14 protein-coding genes are annotated in these 17,898 nt (G+C 73.3%); all 14 read left to right on the top strand.

Going from position 1 to position 17,898, the window contains the following annotated elements:
* The first annotated feature begins 2 nt into the window (after positions 1–2).
* The 14 genes from V2J85_RS19025 (at position 3) to gatC (ending at position 17,895) form a co-directional block, all read left to right on the top strand.
* Entirely contained in the window at positions 3–728 is a 726-nt protein-coding gene (locus V2J85_RS19025; protein WP_261955545.1) for an SDR family NAD(P)-dependent oxidoreductase, read from the top strand.
* Entirely contained in the window at positions 728–2,896 is a 2,169-nt protein-coding gene (gene tkt / locus V2J85_RS19020; protein WP_330822274.1) for a transketolase, read from the top strand. Before V2J85_RS19025 ends, tkt begins: the two co-directional genes overlap by 1 nt.
* Positions 2,893–4,146 (top strand): 3-phosphoshikimate 1-carboxyvinyltransferase, encoded by a 1,254-nt coding sequence (gene aroA / locus V2J85_RS19015; RefSeq protein ID WP_330822273.1) that lies wholly within the window; start codon positions 2,893–2,895, stop codon positions 4,144–4,146. The genes tkt and aroA overlap by 4 nt, the downstream gene beginning before the upstream one ends.
* A 52-nt stretch (positions 4,147–4,198) precedes the next feature.
* Positions 4,199–5,389: a 3-hydroxybenzoate 6-monooxygenase gene (locus V2J85_RS19010; RefSeq protein WP_330822272.1), complete on the top strand. Its 1,191-nt coding sequence runs from the start codon at positions 4,199–4,201 to the stop codon at positions 5,387–5,389.
* A complete protein-coding gene (gene aroC, locus V2J85_RS19005; RefSeq protein ID WP_330822271.1) occupies positions 5,386–6,570 on the top strand; it encodes a chorismate synthase in 1,185 nt (394 codons plus the stop codon). The genes V2J85_RS19010 and aroC overlap by 4 nt, the downstream gene beginning before the upstream one ends.
* Positions 6,571–6,791: 221 nt before the next feature.
* Entirely contained in the window at positions 6,792–8,165 is a 1,374-nt protein-coding gene (gdhA, locus tag V2J85_RS19000; protein WP_330822270.1) for an NADP-specific glutamate dehydrogenase, read from the top strand.
* Between the two features lie 68 nt (positions 8,166–8,233).
* Complete coding sequence (locus V2J85_RS18995) at positions 8,234–8,776, top strand: LOG family protein (protein WP_261955539.1); 543 nt, start codon at positions 8,234–8,236, stop codon at positions 8,774–8,776.
* 47 nt (positions 8,777–8,823) lie between these two features.
* On the top strand, positions 8,824–9,513 hold the full coding sequence (locus tag V2J85_RS18990; RefSeq protein ID WP_330822269.1) for an SDR family oxidoreductase: 690 nt from the start codon (positions 8,824–8,826) through the stop codon (positions 9,511–9,513).
* Between the two features lie 55 nt (positions 9,514–9,568).
* A complete protein-coding gene (locus V2J85_RS18985) occupies positions 9,569–10,009 on the top strand; it encodes a MarR family winged helix-turn-helix transcriptional regulator (protein WP_261955537.1) in 441 nt (146 codons plus the stop codon).
* 97 nt (positions 10,010–10,106) lie between these two features.
* Positions 10,107–11,507, top strand: a complete 1,401-nt coding sequence (locus V2J85_RS18980) for an MFS transporter (protein ID WP_330822268.1) — start codon at positions 10,107–10,109, stop codon at positions 11,505–11,507.
* A gap of 134 nt (positions 11,508–11,641) precedes the next feature.
* Complete coding sequence (locus V2J85_RS18975; protein WP_410011358.1) at positions 11,642–12,598, top strand: methionine synthase; 957 nt, start codon at positions 11,642–11,644, stop codon at positions 12,596–12,598.
* Positions 12,599–12,629: 31 nt separating this feature from the next.
* On the top strand, positions 12,630–14,846 hold the full coding sequence (ligA, locus tag V2J85_RS18970; RefSeq protein WP_330822267.1) for an NAD-dependent DNA ligase LigA: 2,217 nt from the start codon (positions 12,630–12,632) through the stop codon (positions 14,844–14,846).
* Positions 14,847–15,002: 156 nt separating this feature from the next.
* Positions 15,003–17,111 carry a putative bifunctional diguanylate cyclase/phosphodiesterase gene (locus tag V2J85_RS18965; RefSeq protein ID WP_261955533.1) on the top strand — a complete coding sequence of 703 codons (2,109 nt, stop codon included), beginning with the start codon at positions 15,003–15,005 and terminating at the stop codon, positions 17,109–17,111.
* Between the two features lie 487 nt (positions 17,112–17,598).
* The gene (gatC, locus tag V2J85_RS18960; protein WP_030799488.1) at positions 17,599–17,895 is read left to right on the top strand and encodes an Asp-tRNA(Asn)/Glu-tRNA(Gln) amidotransferase subunit GatC; all 297 of its coding nucleotides are present in this window, start codon (positions 17,599–17,601) and stop codon (positions 17,893–17,895) included.
* The last annotated feature ends 3 nt before the right edge of the window (positions 17,896–17,898 follow it).

Here is a 17,898-nt window from a genome sequence, read left to right as displayed (position 1 = left end):
CAATGCCCGCACGATTCGACGGCAAGGTCGCGCTCGTCGCCGGTGGCGACGACGCCATCGGCCGGGCCGGCGCGCTCGCCTTCGCCCGCCAGGGCGCGACCGTCGTGGTCGCCGGACCGGACGCCCGGACCCTGGACGCCACCGTCGCCACCATCCGCCGGGCCGGCGGCCGCGCCGAGCGGGTGGTGGCCGATGTGACCCGCGGCGGCCCCGAGGCCGCCGAGCGGATGGTCGCGGTCGCGGTGGAGCGCTGCGGCGGACTCGACATCGCCTTCAACAACGTCACCGTCACCGGCCCGGCCCGCCCGGTCGCCGAGACCTGCGAGACCGTCTGGACCGAACTGCTCGCCCACAACCTCACCGGCGTGTGGACGTCCATGAAGCACGAGATCGCCTACATGAAGGAGCACCGCGGCGGGGTCATCGTCAACACCGCCTGCAACCTCCTCAGCAACGGCCTCCGCCCCGGCCTCGGCGCCTACGCCGCCTCCAAGGCCGCCCTGACCACCCTGACCCGCGCGGCCGCCGGCGAGTACATCTCCGAGGGCATCCGCATCAACGCCATCAGCCCCGGCCCGGTCGACGGACCCGCCGCCGGGCCCCGCCCGGCCGGCCCCGGCCACGCCACCGCCGACGAGATCGCCGACTCCGTGGTCTGGCTCTGCTCGGACGAGTCCTCGTACGTCGTCGGCCACGACCTCGTCCTCGACCGGAAGCGAGCCGCCTGATGACCACCGCACCCACCGCCCCCGCCCCCGCGCCCGCCGGCACCACCGCCCCCCTGGAGTGGACCGCCCTCGACCGCCGCGCCGTGGACACCGCCCGCGCGCTCGCCGTCGACGCCGTCGAACGCGCCGGCCACGGCCACCCCGGCACCGCCATGAGCCTGGCCCCGGCCGCCCACCTGCTCTTCCAGCGGCTGCTGCGGCACGACCCCGCCGACCCGCGGTGGGCCGGCCGGGACCGCTTCGTCCTCTCCTGCGGCCACGCCAGCCTCACCCTCTACATCCAGCTCTACCTCTCCGGCTACGGGCTGACGCTGGACGACCTCAAGTCCCTGCGCACCGCCGGCAGTCTGACCCCCGCCCACCCCGAATTCGGTCACACCCCGGGCGTGGAGACCACCACCGGCCCGCTCGGCCAGGGCCTGGGCAACGCCGTCGGCATGGCCATGGCCGCCCGCCGCGAACGCGGCCTGTTCGACCCCGACGCCCCCGAGGGCACCAGCCCCTTCGACCACACCATCTGGGCGTTCGTCTCCGACGGTGACCTCGCCGAGGGCCTCAGCCACGAGGCCGGCTCGCTCGCCGGCCACCAGCGCCTCGGCAACCTCGTCGTCCTCTACGACGACAACCGCATCTCCATCGAGGACGACACCCGCATCGCCCAGTCCGAGGACGCCCTCGCCCGGTTCGCCGCCTACGGCTGGCACGTCCAGCACGTCGACTGGACCAGCGGCGACGGCTACTACGAGGACGTGCCCGCCCTCCACCGGGCGCTCGTCGCCGCCCGCGCGGAGACCGGCCGCCCCTCGCTCGTCGCGCTGCGCACCCTCATCGGCTGGCCCTCACCGGGCAAGCAGAACACCGGCAAAATCCACGGCGCCGCGCTCGGCGCCGACGAGGCGGCCGCCACCAAGGCCGCCATGGGGCTCGACCCCGCGCGCTCCTTCCACGTCCCCGCCGAGGTGCTCGAACGGACCCGCCAGGCCGGCGTCCGCGGCCGGGCCCTGCGCGCGGAGTGGGAACGGCGCCACCAGGACTGGCGGTCCGCATTCCCCCGGCGGGCCGCCGCTCACGACCGGATCGCCGCCCGCACCCTGCCCGACGACTGGCGGGCGGCGCTCCCGGAGTTCGCCCCCGGTCAGGAGATGGCCACCCGCAAGGCGTCCGGCGCGGTGCTCGCCGCGCTCGCCGACACCCTGCCGGAGCTGTGGGGCGGCTCGGCCGACCTCGCCGAGTCCAACAACACCACCATGCCCGGCCAACCCTCCTTCGTGCCCGAGGAGTTCGCCACCGACGCGTTCCCCGGCCACCGCTACGGCCGCACCCTGCACTTCGGCATCCGCGAACACGCCATGGGCGCGGTCCTCAACGGCATCGCCCTGCACGGCGGCACCCGCCCCTACGGCGGCACCTTCCTGGTGTTCTCCGACTACATGCGCCCCGCCGTCCGGCTCGCCGCCATGATGCGGCTGCCCGTCACCTACGTCTGGACCCACGACTCCATCGGGCTCGGCGAGGACGGGCCCACCCACCAGCCCGTGGAACACCTCTGGTCGCTGCGCGGCATCCCCGGCCTCGACGTCGTCCGCCCCGCCGACGCCAACGAGACCGCGATCGCCTGGCGTACCGTCCTCACGCACACCGACCGGCCCGCCGGCCTCTGCCTGACCCGGCAGAACCTGCCCGTCCTCGACCGCTCGCCCGGCACCGGCCTGGCCCCGGCCGACGGCGTGGCCCGGGGCGGCTACGTCCTCGCCGAGGCCCGCAGCCCCGAGGGCACCCCCACCACCCCGGACGTCGTCCTCCTCGGCACCGGCAGCGAGGTGCACATCGCCCTGGAGGCCCAGCGCCTGCTGCACGACGAGGGAATCGCCGCCCGTGTGGTCTCCCTGCCCTGCCTGGAGTGGTTCCGCGCGCAGAGCCAGGAGTACCGCGACCAGGTGCTGCCGCCGGACGTCCCGGCCCGGATCTCCGTCGAGGCCGGCTCGGTCCTCGGCTGGCACGCCCTGGTCGGCGACGCCGGAGCCGCCCTGGGCCTGGACCGGTTCGGTGCGTCGGCGCCCTACCAGGCGCTGTACGAGCAGTACGGACTGACCGCCACCCGGGTCGCCGCGGCCGCCCGCGCCTCGCTCGCCCGGGTCCGCGACCGCCACCGGGAGCACACCCGATGAAGGTCACCGTCCCCGGCTCCAAGAGCATCACCAACCGGGCCCTGCTGCTGGCCGCGGCCGCCGACGGCCGCTCCACCCTGCACGCCCCGCTGGTCAGCGACGACACGGTGGCCTTCCGCGACGCGCTGACCGGCCTCGGCACCACGATCACGGCCGGGCCCGGCGACGCTGCCTGGGAGGTCACCGGCACCGGCCGCGGCCCGGCCGGCGGCCACCGCGTCCGGTGCGCCGACGCCGGCACCGCCGCCCGCTTCCTGCCGCCGTTCGCCGCCACCGGCACCGGCAGTTACGCCTTCGACGGCAGCGACCGGCTGCGGGCCCGCCCGCTGCGCCCGCTGACCGACGCACTGCGCGCGCTCGGCGCCCGGATCACCACCGCGCCCGGCGGCGGCCTCCCGCTGACCGTGGACGCCGCCGGCCTGGACGGCGGCGAACTGACCCTGGACGGCTCGCTCAGCAGCCAGTACCTCAGCGGCCTGCTGCTCGCCGCGCCGCTGCTGCGCACCCCGCTGACGCTGCGCACGGCCGGGCTGGTCAGCCGCCCCTACCTCGACCTGACGCTGGCCCTGATGCGGCACTTCGGCGTCCCCGCCGAGACCGGCCCGGACGGCGCGCTGACCGTACGCCCCGGCCGCTACCGCGCCACCGGCCTGCACATCGAACCGGACGCCTCCACCGCCTCGTACTTCTTCGCGGCGGCCGCCGTCACCGGCAGCCGGATCACCGTCCCCGGCCTCGGCCGGCACAGCCTCCAGGGCGACCTGCGGTTCGTCACGGCGCTGCGCCGCACCGGCGCGGCGGTCGAGATCGGCGAGCACGCCACCACGGTCACCGGCACCGGCCCGCTGCGCGGCGGCTTCGCCCTCGACATGGGCGACATCTCCGACACGTTCATGACGCTGGCCGCGATCGCCCCGCTCGCCGACGCCCCGCTCACCCTGCACGGCATCGGCCACGCCCGGCTCAAGGAGTCCGACCGCATCGACGCGGTCGCCGGCAACCTCCGGGCGCTCGGCATCACCGTCGAGACCGGCCCGGACCGGATCACCGTGCACCCCGGCACCCCGCGCCCGGCCACCGTCGCCTGCCACCGCGACCACCGGATCGCCATGGCCTTCTCCGTGCTGGCCCTGCGCGCCCCCGGCATCACGCTCGACGACCCCGGCTGCGTCAGCAAGACCTTCCCCGGCTTCCACACCGCACTGCGGCGCTGCTTCCCGGCGCACGCGGCGCACGCACCCGCCGTGTGACCACCGCCGCGGCTCTGCAACGCGCGCACAACTACGCAACGAAAGGCATGACATGGCGAAGATACTCATCGCCGGCGGCGGCGTGGGCGGCCTCGCGGCGGCACTGGCCACCGCCCGGCACGGACACCGGGTGACCGTCCTGGAACGCCGGGACTCCTTCACCGAACTCGGCGCCGGCATCCAGCTCGGCCCCAACGCCTTCCACGCCCTGGACCGGCTCGGCGTCGGCGACGCGGTCCGCGAACGGGCCGTCTTCATCGACGAGTTGCGCTTCATGGACGGCACCACCGACCGCCAGGTCCAGTCGATGCCGCTCACCGGCGCCTACCGCACCCGCTTCCGCAACCCCTACGCCGTGGTCCACCGCACCTGCCTGTACGAGCCGCTGCTGGCCGCCTGCCGGGCCACCGAGGGCATCGAACTGCGCACCGACAGCCCGGTCGTCCGCTACGAGCAGGACGCCGGCTCGGTCACCGCCGTGCTCGCCGGCGGCGAACGGCTCACCGGGGACGCGCTCATCGGCGCCGACGGCATCCGCTCCACCGTCCGCGGCCAGCTCCTCGGCGACGGCGACCCCCGGGTCTCCGGCCACACCATCTACCGCTCCGTCATCCCCATGGCCAGGGTCCCCGAGGACCTGCGCTGGAACACCGTCACGCTGTGGGCCGGACCCAAGTGGCACTTCGTCCACTATCCCGTCGGCGGCGGTGAGTTCCTCAACCTCGCCGCGACCCGCGACGACGGCGCGACCGAGGCGGTGGCCGGTGTGCCCGCCGACCGCGACCGGGTGCTCGCCGAATTCCCGGACCTCGGCACCACCGCCCGCCGGCTGCTGGAGCTGGGCGAGAACTGGAAGGCCTGGGTGCTGTGCGACCGCGACCCGGCCGACCGCTGGACCGACGGCCGGGTGGCCCTCCTCGGCGACGCCGCGCACCCGATGCTCCAGTACGCCGCCCAGGGCGCCTGCCAGGCCCTGGAGGACGCGGTGGTGCTCGGCGCACTCCTCGACGGCCCGGCCGCCGACGTCGTCCAGCGCCTGGAGAAGTACCACGCGGTCCGGCACGAACGCACCGCCAGGACCCAGCTGGTGGCCCGGGAGATGGGCCGGCAGCTCTACCACCCGGCCGGCGAGGCGGCCCGCGAGCGCAACGCCATGCTCGCCGCGATGACCGTGGACGACCTGTACGACACCGTCCAATGGCTGCACGGCGAACGGGACTTCGGCGCCGGAGCGGACCGTTGAGCAGGCTGCGCTGGCTGACGGCGGGGGAGTCGCACGGCCCCGCGCTGGTGGCGACGCTGGAGGGCCTTCCGGCCGGCGTCCCGATCACCACCGACGTCGTGGCGGACGCCCTGGCGCGCCGCCGGCTGGGCTACGGCCGCGGCGCGCGCATGGCCTTCGAGCGGGACGAGGTCACGTTCCTGGGCGGCGTGTGGCACGGCCGCTCGCTGGGCTCGCCGGTGGCGATCATGGTCGGCAACACCGAGTGGCCCAAGTGGGAGCGGGTGATGGCGGCCGACCCGGTGGACGAGGCGGAGCTCGCGTCCCTGGCCCGCAACGCCCCGCTGACCCGTCCCCGCCCCGGTCACGCCGACCTGGCCGGCATGCAGAAGTACGGCTTCGACGAGGCCCGCCCGATCCTGGAGCGCGCCTCGGCCCGGGAGACCGCGGCCCGGGTGGCGCTGGGCGCGGTGGCGCGTTCCTTCCTGACGGAGACCGCCGGGATCGAGATCGTCTCGCACGTCGTCGAGCTGGCGGCGGCCATGGCGCCCCACGGCGTCCACCCCAAGCCCTCCGACGCCGGGAAGCTGGACGCGGACCCGGTGCGCTGCCTGGACGCGGACGCCTCGAAGGCGATGGTCGCGGAGATCGACCAGGCCCACAAGGACGGCGACACCCTGGGCGGTGTGGTCGAGGTGCTGGCCTACGGGGTGCCGGTGGGCCTGGGCTCGCACGTCCACTGGGACCGCCGTCTGGACGCCCGGCTCGCCGCCGCGCTCATGGGTATCCAGGCGATCAAGGGCGTGGAGGTCGGTGACGGCTTCGACCTGGCGCGGGTGCCGGGCTCAACGGCGCACGACGAGATCGTCAACACGCCCGAGGGCATCCGGCGCGTCTCCGGCCGTGCCGGCGGTACCGAGGGCGGCCTGACCACTGGTGAACTGCTGCGGGTGCGGGCGGCGATGAAGCCGATCGCGACCGTGCCGCGGGCGCTGGCGACGGTGGACCTGCGCACCGGCGAGGCGGCCCGGGCCCACCACCAGCGCTCCGACGTCTGCGCGGTGCCGGCCGCCGGGATCGTCGCCGAGGCCATGGTCGCCCTCGTCCTCGCCGACGCAATAGTGGAGAAATTCGGGGGCGACAGCGTGGCCGAGACCCGCCGCAACGTCCGGGGCTTCCTCGACGGTCTGGCGAGCACCTGACCCGTCCGCCGAGGTGGCCGGGGCGGTGGTGTCAACCGGCGGCCGCCCCCTGGGGGTGGCCGTGGGACCGGTCCGGGAAGCGTGCGCGGTGTGGCGTGCGTGACATCACGGCCCGGACCGGGCGGTGACCGCCCCGGGACGTCGTGCGCGCCGAGTAGGGTCGGCCAGCACGGGGCGTCAGAGGTGGGGCCTTCGCGGCCACGAACGGAACGGAAGTCCATATGTCGACTGTTCAGTCTGGGGTCAGGTCCGGCGCGCAGGCCGGGCCGGCATCCCTGTACGCCGAGCTGGTGCGGCGGAACCCGGGTGAGGCCGAGTTCCACCAGGCGGCCCTGGAGGTGCTGGAGACGCTGGCGCCCGTACTGGACGCCCGGCCGGAATTCGCCGAGGCGAAGATCCTGGAGCGGATCTGCGAGCCCGAGCGGCAGATCATGTTCCGGGTGCCCTGGCAGGACGACGCCGGCACGGTCCACGTCAACCGCGGCTTCCGGGTGGAGTTCAACAGCGCCCTCGGCCCCTACAAGGGCGGGCTGCGCTTCCACGCGTCGGTGAACCTCGGGATCGTGAAGTTCCTCGGCTTCGAGCAGATCTTCAAGAACGCCCTGACCGGCCTGAACATCGGCGGTGGCAAGGGCGGCAGCGACTTCGACCCGCACGGGAGGTCGGACGCCGAGGTGATGCGGTTCTGCCAGTCGTTCATGACCGAACTGCACCGCCACCTCGGCGAGCACACCGACGTACCGGCCGGTGACATCGGCGTCGGCGGCCGGGAGATCGGTTACCTCTTCGGCCAGTACCGGCGGATCACCAACCGCTGGGAGGCCGGGGTGCTCACCGGCAAGGGCCTGTCCTGGGGCGGCTCCAAGGCCCGTACGGAGGCCACCGGTTACGGCAACGTGCTGTTCACCCAGGAGATGCTCAAGCAGCGCGGGGAGGAGCTGGACGGCCAGCAGGTCGTGGTGTCCGGTTCCGGCAACGTCGCGGTGTACACCATCGAGAAGGCGCAGGCGCTGGGCGCCAACGTGGTGACCGCCTCGGACTCCGGCGGCTACATCGTCGACGAGAAGGGCATCGACCTGGCGCTGCTGCGGCAGATCAAGGAGGTCGAGCGCGGCCGGATCAGCGCGTACGCCGAGCGGCGCGGGGTGTCCGCCCGGTACGTGCCCGGCGGCCGGGTGTGGGACGTCGCCTGCGACGTCGCGCTGCCCTCGGCGACCCAGAACGAGCTGGACGCCGAGGCGGCCCGGATCCTGGTCCGCAACGGCGTCAAGGCGGTGTCCGAGGGCGCGAACATGCCGACCACTCCGGACGCGGTGGCGCTCTTCAAGGAGGCCGGGGTGGCCTTCGGCCCCGGCAAGGCCGCCAACGCGGGCGGCGTGGCGACCAGCGCGCTGGAGATGCGGCAGAACTCCGCGCGGGACACCTGGTCCTTCGAGCGGGCCGAGGGCGAGCTGGCGGCGATCATGCGCGGCATCCACCGCACCTGCTACGAGACCGCCGAACGGTTCGGGCGGCCCGGCGACTACGTCGCGGGCGCCAACATCGCGGGTTTCGAGCGGGTCGCGGACGCGATGCTCGACCAGGGCCTGATCTGACCGCGGGCGGCGGGGCGGGCGCCGGTGCGGCGGCCGCCCCGCCGCCCCCGGCTCGTAAGGTGGCCGGCATGAACATCTGCGTCTTCTGCTCCGCCGCCGACCTCGACGACCGCTACGTCACCCCGGCCCGCCGGTTCGCCGAACTGATCGGCAAGGGCGGGCACGCGCTGGTGTGGGGCGGTTCGGACACCGGGCTGATGAAGGTCATGGCCGACGGGGTGCAGGAGGCCGGCGGGAAGCTGATCGGGATCTCCGTGGAGTTCCTGGCGCACAAGGCGCGCGCGGGCGCCGACGAGATGGTCGTCACCAAGGACCTCGCCGAACGCAAGGCGGAGATGCTGGCCCGCGCCGACGCCATCGTCATCATGGTCGGCGGCACGGGCACCCTCGACGAGGCCACCGAGATCCTGGAGCTGCGCAAGCACGGGCTGCACAGCAAGCCCGTCGTGCTGCTGAACACCGCCGGTTTCTACGACGGCTTGCACCAGCAGTTCCGGCGCATGGAGGACGAGGGTTTCCTGCCGCTTCCCCTCACCGACCTGGTGTTCTTCGCGGCGGACGGGGTCGGCGCGCTGGCCTACCTGGAGGAGAAGGCGGGCTTCAGGGGCTGAGCCGCCGCGCCGCCGTCCCGTAGGAACGGCTCGTTAGGATCGGGCCCATGGGTACGCACTTGATCACGGGCGCAGGGTCGGGCATCGGAGCGGCGGTCGCACGGCGGCTGGCGGAGCGCGGCGAGGAGCTGTGGCTGCTGGCGCGCAACGCGGTCCGCGCGAAGGAGCTGGCCGCGCGGTTCCCCACGGCCCATGTGATCGTGGGCGACCTGGCCAACCCGGAGAAGCTGTCCTTCGCGCTCGGCCAGCAGCCGCTGCCGGACCGGATCGACTCCCTCCAGCACATCGCGGGCGTCATCGAGCTGGGCGCGGTCGGCGACCTGCCGGCCAAGGCGTGGCAGCGGCAGCTCGCCGCCAACCTGGTGGCGCCGGCCGAGCTGACCCGGCTGCTGCTGCCGCTGGTGCGGCTCGCCAAGGGCCATGTGGTCTTCGTCAACTCCGGTGCCGGGCTGAACGCGCACGCCAACTGGAGCGCGTACGCGGCGAGCAAGCACGGCCTGAAGGCGCTGGCCGACTCCCTGCGGGCGGAGGAGCACGGCAACGGTGTGCGGGTGACCTCGGTCTACCCGGGGCGCACGGCCACGCCGATGCAGGAGAGCACCCACCAGCAGGAGGGCAAGGCGTACGACCCGTCCCGGTGGATCGACCCGGAGTCGGTGGCCGCGACGGTCCTCGCCGCCATCGACCTGCCGCGGGACGCGGAGATCAACGACGTCACGGTGCGCCCGGGGCGCTGAGGACCGTGGCCCACGGGCCACCCGGAGGACCGCCGCGGCGACGTACGCTGCAAGAGTGACCACTGAAGCGAAGTCGACCGCGGCGGCGGGGTGCGGGTTCCGGGAGATCCGGGGGCTCGTGACCGAACTGAGCCGCCGGCTGGACGCCCATCAGCGCAGCCGGATCGCCGAGCTGGACCTGACCCCGACGCAGGCCAAGGCGCTGGAGGAGCTCGGCGAGCCGAAGACCGCGCGGGAGCTGGCCGGGGTGCTGTGCTGCGAACCGCCCAATGTCACCTATGTCATCTCCAAGCTGGAGAAACAGGGCATGGTGGTGCGGGAGCCGCATCCGCTGGACGGCCGGGCCAAGCAGCTCGTACTGACCGAGGCGGGGCGGGAGTTGCGGCTCGATCTGCTGCGCCGGATGGGCACGGAGTCGCCGCTGGACCACCTCACGCACGAGGAGCGGGCCGCGTTGCGCGACGACCTGCTGAAGGCCCTGGGGCGGGGCGACTGACACCTGCGCCGTCCGGCGTCGGCGGTTCCGTATGCCTTTCGTAAAGTTATAGCTGTAATCATTGCCTGGGCGACGGTTACAGCTTTAACTTCATTGCATGATCACTGAGAAGGCGACGGCGCGCGGCTCGGCGCGCGAGATGTCCGCGGCACCGGCGGCCCGTGGCGGGCTCCAACTCCTCGTCCTGGCGCTCGGGTTCGTGATGGCCAGCCTGGACACCGGCATCATGAACGTCGCGGCGCACGACCTGCGGGCCCGCCTCGGCCTGACCATGGCCGGCCTCACCTGGGTCGTCGACGGCTACGTCCTCGCCTTCGCCGCGCTGCTGCTGCTCGCCGGCTCGCTGGCCAAGCGGTTCGGCGCCCGCCGGATCTACCTCGTCGGGCTCGCCGCGTTCACCGCCGCCTCCCTGCTCGGCGCCGTGGCACCGGACGGCACCGTCCTGGTGGCGGCCCGCTTCGCCCAGGGTGTCGGCGCCGCGCTGTTCATGCCCAGCTCGCTGTCGCTGCTGATGAACGCGTTCCCCGAACCGGCCCGCCGGGCCAGGATCCTCGGCATCTGGTCGGCGATCGTCTCCACCTCCGTGGGGCTCGCCCCGACCATCGGCGGCCTCCTGGTCGGCACCCTGGGCTGGCGCTCCATCTTCCTGGTCAACCTCCCCATCGGCGCCGCGGGGCTGCTGCTCACCCGCCGGGTGATCGCGGCGACCCCGGCCCGCGGTTCGGCGCTCGGCGGCACCGGTCACGTCCTCGGGCTGCTCGCCCTGGGATCGCTCAGCTACGCCCTGATCGAAGGGCCGGACAAGGGCTGGTCCGCGCCGCTCGTGCTGGGCGCCTTCGCGGTCACCGTGGCCGCGGTGGCCGGGTTCGTCGTCCGGGAGCGGACCGCCCGCACGCCGGTCCTGCCGGTCGCGCTCTTCTCGGACAGCCGGTTCTCCGCGGCCAACGTGGTCGGCTTCCTCTTCAACTTCGCCTTCTACGGCGCCCTGTTCGTCCTCGGGCTGTTCCTCCAGACGGCCCGCGGCGCGAGCGCGGTGACCGCCGGCCTGCAGATGCTCCCGGCCGTGCTGATCCTCCCGTTCGGCAACATGCTCTACGCCCGGATCGGGCACCGCCTCGGCAACCGGACCGCGCTCACCGCCTCGCTGACCCTCTCGGCTGCCGGATATGTCGTGCTCTTCCTGATCGTCCATCCCGGACTGCCGTACTGGGTCCTCGCGGTGGTGCTCGCCGCCACCAACATCGGCAGCGGGATCAGCTCCCCGGCGCTGACCGGCGTCCTGATGGAGGCCGCCGGCCGCGAGCACGCCGACATCGGCAGCGCCACCCTCAACGCCAACCGCCAGATCGGCTCGTTGGTCGGCATCGCCGGGATGGGCGCGGTGCTCACCGCGGCCGGCGGCGGCTACCCGGGCGCGCGGGCCGTCTTCGCCCTCACGGCCGGGGCGCTGGCGGTGGCCGCGGTGACCGGCTGGCTGGGCGTGCGCGGCCGGCGGTGACGGGCCGCAGGTTCCGCGGGCGGGTGCGGCGGGCCCGGGGTACGCACCCCGGGCCCGCCGCCGCATACCCTTCCGGGGTGAGCGAGAACAGCACGTACGAGTGGGCAGCGGGCGCGGCGACCGGGATCGGGTCGATGCCCGGCGGGGACGCGCGGGAGGCGGCCAAGACCGTCACCGGGTCGCTGGAGACCTTCCCGTATCTGCCGGAGCTCCCGGCGCGGGGCCCCGGCGCCGACATGATCGGACGCACCCTGGGGATGCTCGTCGAGGTCTACGGCCATGTGGAGCCCAGTGGCTGGCGGATCAGCGACCGGCCCGGCCGGGACACCCGGCGGGCGCACTCCTGGCTCGGCGAGGATCTCGACGCCCTGGAGGAGTTCACCCAGGGCTACGAAGGCCCGCTGAAGGTCTCCGCGGTCGGGCCCTGGACGCTCGCCACCGCCCTGGAGCTGCGCAACGGCGAGGCCGCCCTCAGCGACCCCGGCGCCTGCCGGGACCTCGCGGCGTCGCTGGCGGAGGGGCTGCGCGGGCATCTCGCGGACGTCCGGCGCCGGGTCCCGGGCGCCGAGGTCGTCCTCCAGCTCGACGAGCCGTCGCTGACCGCGGTGCTCCAGGGGCGGGTGAAGACGGCGAGCGGGTACCGGACGCACCGGGCCGTGGACCGGGCCGTGGTCGAGGGCGCGCTGCGCGATCTCGTGGCGGTGGCGCAGGGCGGACCGGTGGTCGTCCACTCGTGCGCGCCCGGGGTGCCGTTCGGACTGCTGCGGCGGGCCGGCGTCACGGGCATCTCGTTCGATTTCGCACTGCTCACCGAGCGTGAGGAGGAGGCGATCGGAGAGGCGGTCGAGGGCGGTACGGCGCTGTTCGCGGGCGTGGTGCCGGGCGTGGACGGCCGATTGTCAGACCCTGCCGGTAGCGTCATGGGTGTCAGGACGCTCTGGCGCAGGCTGGGGCTGGCACCGGGGACTCTCAGCGGGTCCGTGGTCGTCACCCCGTCGTGCGGGCTCGCGGGTGCTTCGCCCGCTTATGCCCGTTCGGCGCTCGCCCATTGCGTCCGGGCGGCGAGGTCGCTCGCAGACAACCCTGAGTGACCGCACTCAAGGACCACGGGAGGACAAGACGGTGGCTGGCGAACAGCACGCAGCGCAATCCAAGGTGCCCGCAGCGGCGCGGGAGGAGCACGCGCAGCTCGCTGAGCAGATCGAGGAGCACCGCTTCCGCTACTACGTGAAGGACGCTCCGGTCATCAGCGACGCCGAGTTCGACCGGCTGCTGCGCTCCCTGGAGGCCCTGGAGAACGATCACCCCGAGCTGCGCACCCCGGATTCCCCGACCCAGAAGGTCGCCGGTGCGTACGCGACGGAATTCACCGAGGTCGAGCACCGCGAGCGGATGCTCTCGCTGGACAACGCCTTCGACCAGGAGGAGTTGGCGGCCTGGGCGGAGCGGCTCGCCGGCGAGCTGGGCGGCGCCCCCCAGGGCGCGGGCTACCACTTCCTGTGCGAGCTCAAGGTCGACGGCCTCGCCGTCAACCTCACCTACGAGCACGGCCGGCTGACCCGCGCCGCCACCCGTGGCGACGGCCGCACGGGCGAGGACATCACCCCCAATGTCCGGACGATCGCCGACATTCCCAACCGCCTGACGGGTGACCGGATTCCGGCCCTGGTCGAGGTGCGCGGCGAGGTCTACTTCCCCATGGAGAAGTTCCTCCAGCTCAACGAGCGCCTGGTGGCCGACGGCAAGCCGCCGTTCGCCAACCCCCGCAACGCCGCGGCCGGTTCGCTGCGCCAGAAGGACCCCAAGATCACGGCCAGCCGCCCGCTCCACATGGTCGTCCACGGCCTCGGCGCCCGCGACGGCCTGGAGATCGACCGGCTCTCGGAGGCGTACGACCTGCTCAAGGAGTGGGGCCTGCCGACGGCCACGCACAACAGGGTCGTCGACTCCCTCGACGCGGTGCGGGAGTTCATCGCCCACTACGGCGACCCCGAGACCCGCCGCACGGCCGTGGAGCACGAGATCGACGGCGTGGTCGTCAAGCTGGACGAGATCCGGCTCCAGGGGCGGCTGGGCTCGACCTCGCGCGCCCCGCGCTGGGCGATCGCCTGGAAGTACCCCCCGGAGGAGGTCAACACCAAGCTGGTGGACATCCGGGTCGGCGTCGGCCGCACCGGCCGGGTCACGCCGTACGCGGTCGTCGAGCCGGTCACGGTCGCCGGGTCCGAGGTGGAGTTCGCGACCCTGCACAACCAGGACGTGGTCAAGGCCAAGGGGGTGCTGATCGGGGACACCGTCGTGATCCGCAAGGCCGGCGACGTCATCCCCGAGATCCTCGGCCCGGTGGTCGATCTGCGGGACGGCGGCGAGCGGGAGTTCGTGATGCCGGCCGAGTGCCCCGAGTGCGGCACGGCCCTGCAGCCCGCCAAGGAAGGCGACATCGACCTCCGCTGCCCCAACACCCGCTCCTGCCCCGCGCAGATCCGTGAGCGGCTGTTCTATCTCGCCGGGCGCAAATGCCTGGACATCGAGAATTTCGGATATGTCGCGGCCACGGCCCTGAGCCAGCCGCTGGAGCCCGCCGAGGCGCCGCTGAAGGACGAGGGCGATCTGTTCGGCCTCTCCGTCGAGCAGCTGCTGCCCATCAAGTCGTACGTCCTCGACCCCGATTCCGGGCTGCCCAAGCGGGACCCGAAGACCGGCGAGGAGAAGATCGTCACGTTCTTCGCCAACCAGAAGGGCGAGCCGAAGAAGAACACCCTCGCGATGCTGGAGAACATCCAGGCCGCCAAGGAGCGCCCGCTGGCCCGCATCCTGACCGGTCTGTCGATCCGGCACGTGGGCCCGGTGGCGGCCGAGGCGCTGGCGCGGGAGTTCCGCTCGATCGACCGCATCCGGGACGCGGAAGAGGCCGAACTGGCCGCCGTGGACGGCGTCGGACCCACCATCGCCGCGTCGTTGAAGCAGTGGTTCGCCGAGGACTGGCACCGCGAGATCATCGAGAAGTGGCGGGCCGCCGGCGTCCGAATGGAGGAGGAGCAAACGGGTGACGAGGGCCCACGCCCCCTCGAAGGCGTCACCGTCGTCGTAACGGGCACACTTCAGTCACACACAAGAGATGGCGCGAAAGAGGCCCTCCAGAACCTCGGAGCGAAGGTGACCGGTTCCGTTTCGAAGAAGACCGGTTTCGTGGTGGTGGGCGACAACCCCGGTTCGAAGTACGACAAGGCGATGCAGTTGAAGGTCCCGGTCCTGGACGATGACGGCTTCGCGGTGCTGCTGGAACAGGGTCCCGAGGCGGCACGAGCGGTAGCCGTCACTCCGCCTGAGGAGGAGTGAGGTGTCACCCCATCGGCGCATACCAGATTGATCCAGGATGCCGGGTCGCATTCGGGCAACCGTCGCCGATCGCTGCCCGCGGCGGCCTTCCGCGGCCTACTGTTGAGGAGTGCGCCTGCCGTGGCGCGGGCACAGCCGGCTGTGAGAGGGATCGGAATGAAACCGACCGACAGCGCCGCTCCGGCGTCGCGGCTCCGGCAGCTCGTCGTGCCCGCGTTGCCCGCGGCCATCGTCACCGTGGCGAGCCTCGCGCTCGCCACGGGCGTGTTCCGGACTCTGGGCGTAGGTGACGCGCTGTTCCCCGGAGGCTCGGTGGGATGGTCGCTGGCGATCCTGACCGGCGTCATCGTCGGCCACCTCGTCGCCCTCGGCCGCGACCGCTGGTGGGGCGGCACGGGCTCCGGCGCGGCGCTCGCCCTCGCCGTCCTGCTGCTGTACGGCTGGGTCCCGGCCACCCTCGTCAGCCTCTCCGTCGTCGTGCTGGTCGGCGCCGCCCGCCGGAACCGCTGGCGGCAGGCCGTGGTGCACGGCGCCGTCGACGTCCTCGGCATCGGCGCCGCGGCGCTCGGCCTCGCCGCGTTCGGCGTGGTCTCCACCGTCCGCCAGCCGTGGACCCCGCTCGCCTGGGACCTCTCCGTCCTCCCCGAAGTCGTCGTCACCGCGGGCGGCTACCTCTTCGTCAGCCGCGGCCTGCTGTGGCTCAGCCTCACCCCGCGCAGCGGCCAGCTCCCCGCCATCCCGCGCACCGCGGTCGTCCGCCAGGCCCTGGTCGGCATCGCGCTGCTCGGCATCGCCCCGCTGATCGCCGTCTGCGCGGTCAACGCCCCGCTGCTGCTGCCGCTGTTCGCGGTCCCGCTGATCGCGCTGGACTCCACCCTCTGGATAGCCCGGGCCCGCGCCGAGGAGCAGCTGCGCGACCCGCTCACCGGCCTGCCCAACCGCCAGTGGCTGCTGGAGCGCACCTGGACCGCGCTGGACGAGGCCGAGCGGATCGGCGCCCGCTCGGCCCTGGTCCTCATCGACCTGGACCGCTTCCGCTCCGTCAACGACACCCTCGGCCACCTCGCCGGCGACCGCCTGCTGCTGCAGATCGCCGACCGGCTGCGGCACGCCCTCCCGCGCGGCGCCGAGGCGGCCCGGCTCGGCGGCGACGAGTTCGCCGTCCTGCTGCCCACCACCGACTCCCTCACCAGCTCCCAGCGAGTGGCCCGCAATCTCGTCGCCGCCCTCAGTTCGCCGCTCGACCTCGACGGACTGACCCTCGTGCTCGAAGCCAGCGCGGGGGTCGCCGTCTTTCCCGACCACGCCCTGGACGCCGAAGGGCTGCTGCGCCGCGCCGATGTGGCGATGTACCAGGCCAAGCGGGACCGCAGCGGCGTCGAGCTCTACGAGGCCAAGCGCGACGGCAACACCCCCGACCGGCTCGGCCTGCTGGGCGATCTGCGGCGCGCCCTGGACGCCGGCGACGTCGAGCTGCACTACCAGCCCAAGGTGGGATTCGACGGACATGTCGCAGGGCTGGAGGCGCTGGTCCGCTGGGTGCACCCCGACCGCGGCCGGGTGCCGCCCGACGAATTCATCGCGATCGCCGAGTCCTCCGGCCTGATGCCCCGGCTCACCGAATACGTCCTCGAGACCGCGCTCGCCCAGGTGGCGCGCTGGCGCGCGATGGGCCTGGAGGTCCCGGTCGCGGTCAATGTCTCCCCCCGCGACGTGCACTCCCCGGGCTTCGCCGGCGCCGTCGCGGCCCGGCTCGCCCGACATCGCGTCCCACCGGGCGCCCTCCAGCTGGAGATAACCGAGCACGTCCTGCTGGAGGATCCACAGCGGGCCGCCGACACGCTCGCCGGGCTGACCGCCCACGGCGTGAAGATGTCGCTGGACGACTTCGGCACCGGCTACTCCTCCCTCGTCCACCTCCGCCGCCTCCCGGTCAGCGAGCTGAAGATCGACCGCTCGTTCGTGGCCCGGCTGGCCGTCGACACGGAGGACGCCGAGATCGTCCGCTGCACCCTCGACCTGGCCCATTCGCTCGGCCTGCTGGTCGTCGCCGAGGGCGTGGAGGACGACGAGACCTGGGAACGGCTGCGCGACCTCGGCTGCGACGCCGTCCAGGGCTGGCTGGTGGCGGCCGCGATGCCGCCCGACGAGACCACGGCCTGGCTGAGGGCTCGCGGTGAGCACGGCTGGCACCGCGAATCGGAGACGGCCGCCCTGGCGGCGGAGAAGGCCGCCGAGCGCCCTTCGGGACAGGTCCTGAACTGACCCGGCCACCGGCCGTCCCATGTCCCCGCTCCGAACCCAGCGAAGCCGAGAACGAAGCCGAAGCCGAGAACGCCGGCGAAGCCGACGGCCAAGCCGAAGCCGACAGCCAAGCCGAAGCCGGCCCTGACAGCGAAGCCGAACCCGAAGCCGACCCTGACAGCGAAGCCGAAGCCGAAGCCGAACCCGAAGCCGACAGCGCAGCCGAGAACGCGAGCACACCGGAAGCCGACGGCGCGCCCGGACCCGCGGAAAGCGGCGCACCGGAAGCCGACGGCGACCCGTCCGACGGGCCCGATCAGGCCCCCGGGCCCCGCTGACCGGGGCGCGCCCGCCCGCACGGGCCGCGCCCCGGCGAAACGGTTTCGCGGCCGCTGACCCGTACGCCATAGGATTGGGCCGGAAAAGTTCACCGGAGTGCTCGTCGAGATCACTCCACCTGGAACACTCCGCCCAGAACACTCCGCCAAGAACACCAGAGGATCTCTGCATGCCTGGCATCACGCGCGAGGAGGTCGCCCACCTCGCCCGGCTGGCACGTCTGGAGCTGAAGGACGAAGAGCTCGACCACTTCGCCACCCAGCTCGACGACATCATCGGCGCGGTCGCCCGCGTCTCCGAGGTCGCCGACCAAGACGTTCCGCCGACCTCCCACCCGCTGCCCCTGACCAACGTCATGCGGCCGGACGAGGTCCGTCCGTCGCTGACCCCCGAGCAGGCGCTCTCCGGCGCCCCGGCCCAGGAGCAGCAGCGTTTCAAGGTGCCGCAGATCCTGGGGGAGGAGTGACCG

Source organism: Streptomyces bugieae (assembly GCF_036352915.1).
GTDB classification, from domain to species: Bacteria; Actinomycetota; Actinomycetes; order Streptomycetales; family Streptomycetaceae; genus Streptomyces; species Streptomyces endophytica.
Note: the sequence above shows the minus strand (reverse complement) of the source record. Positions and strands in the feature narration are given on the sequence as shown.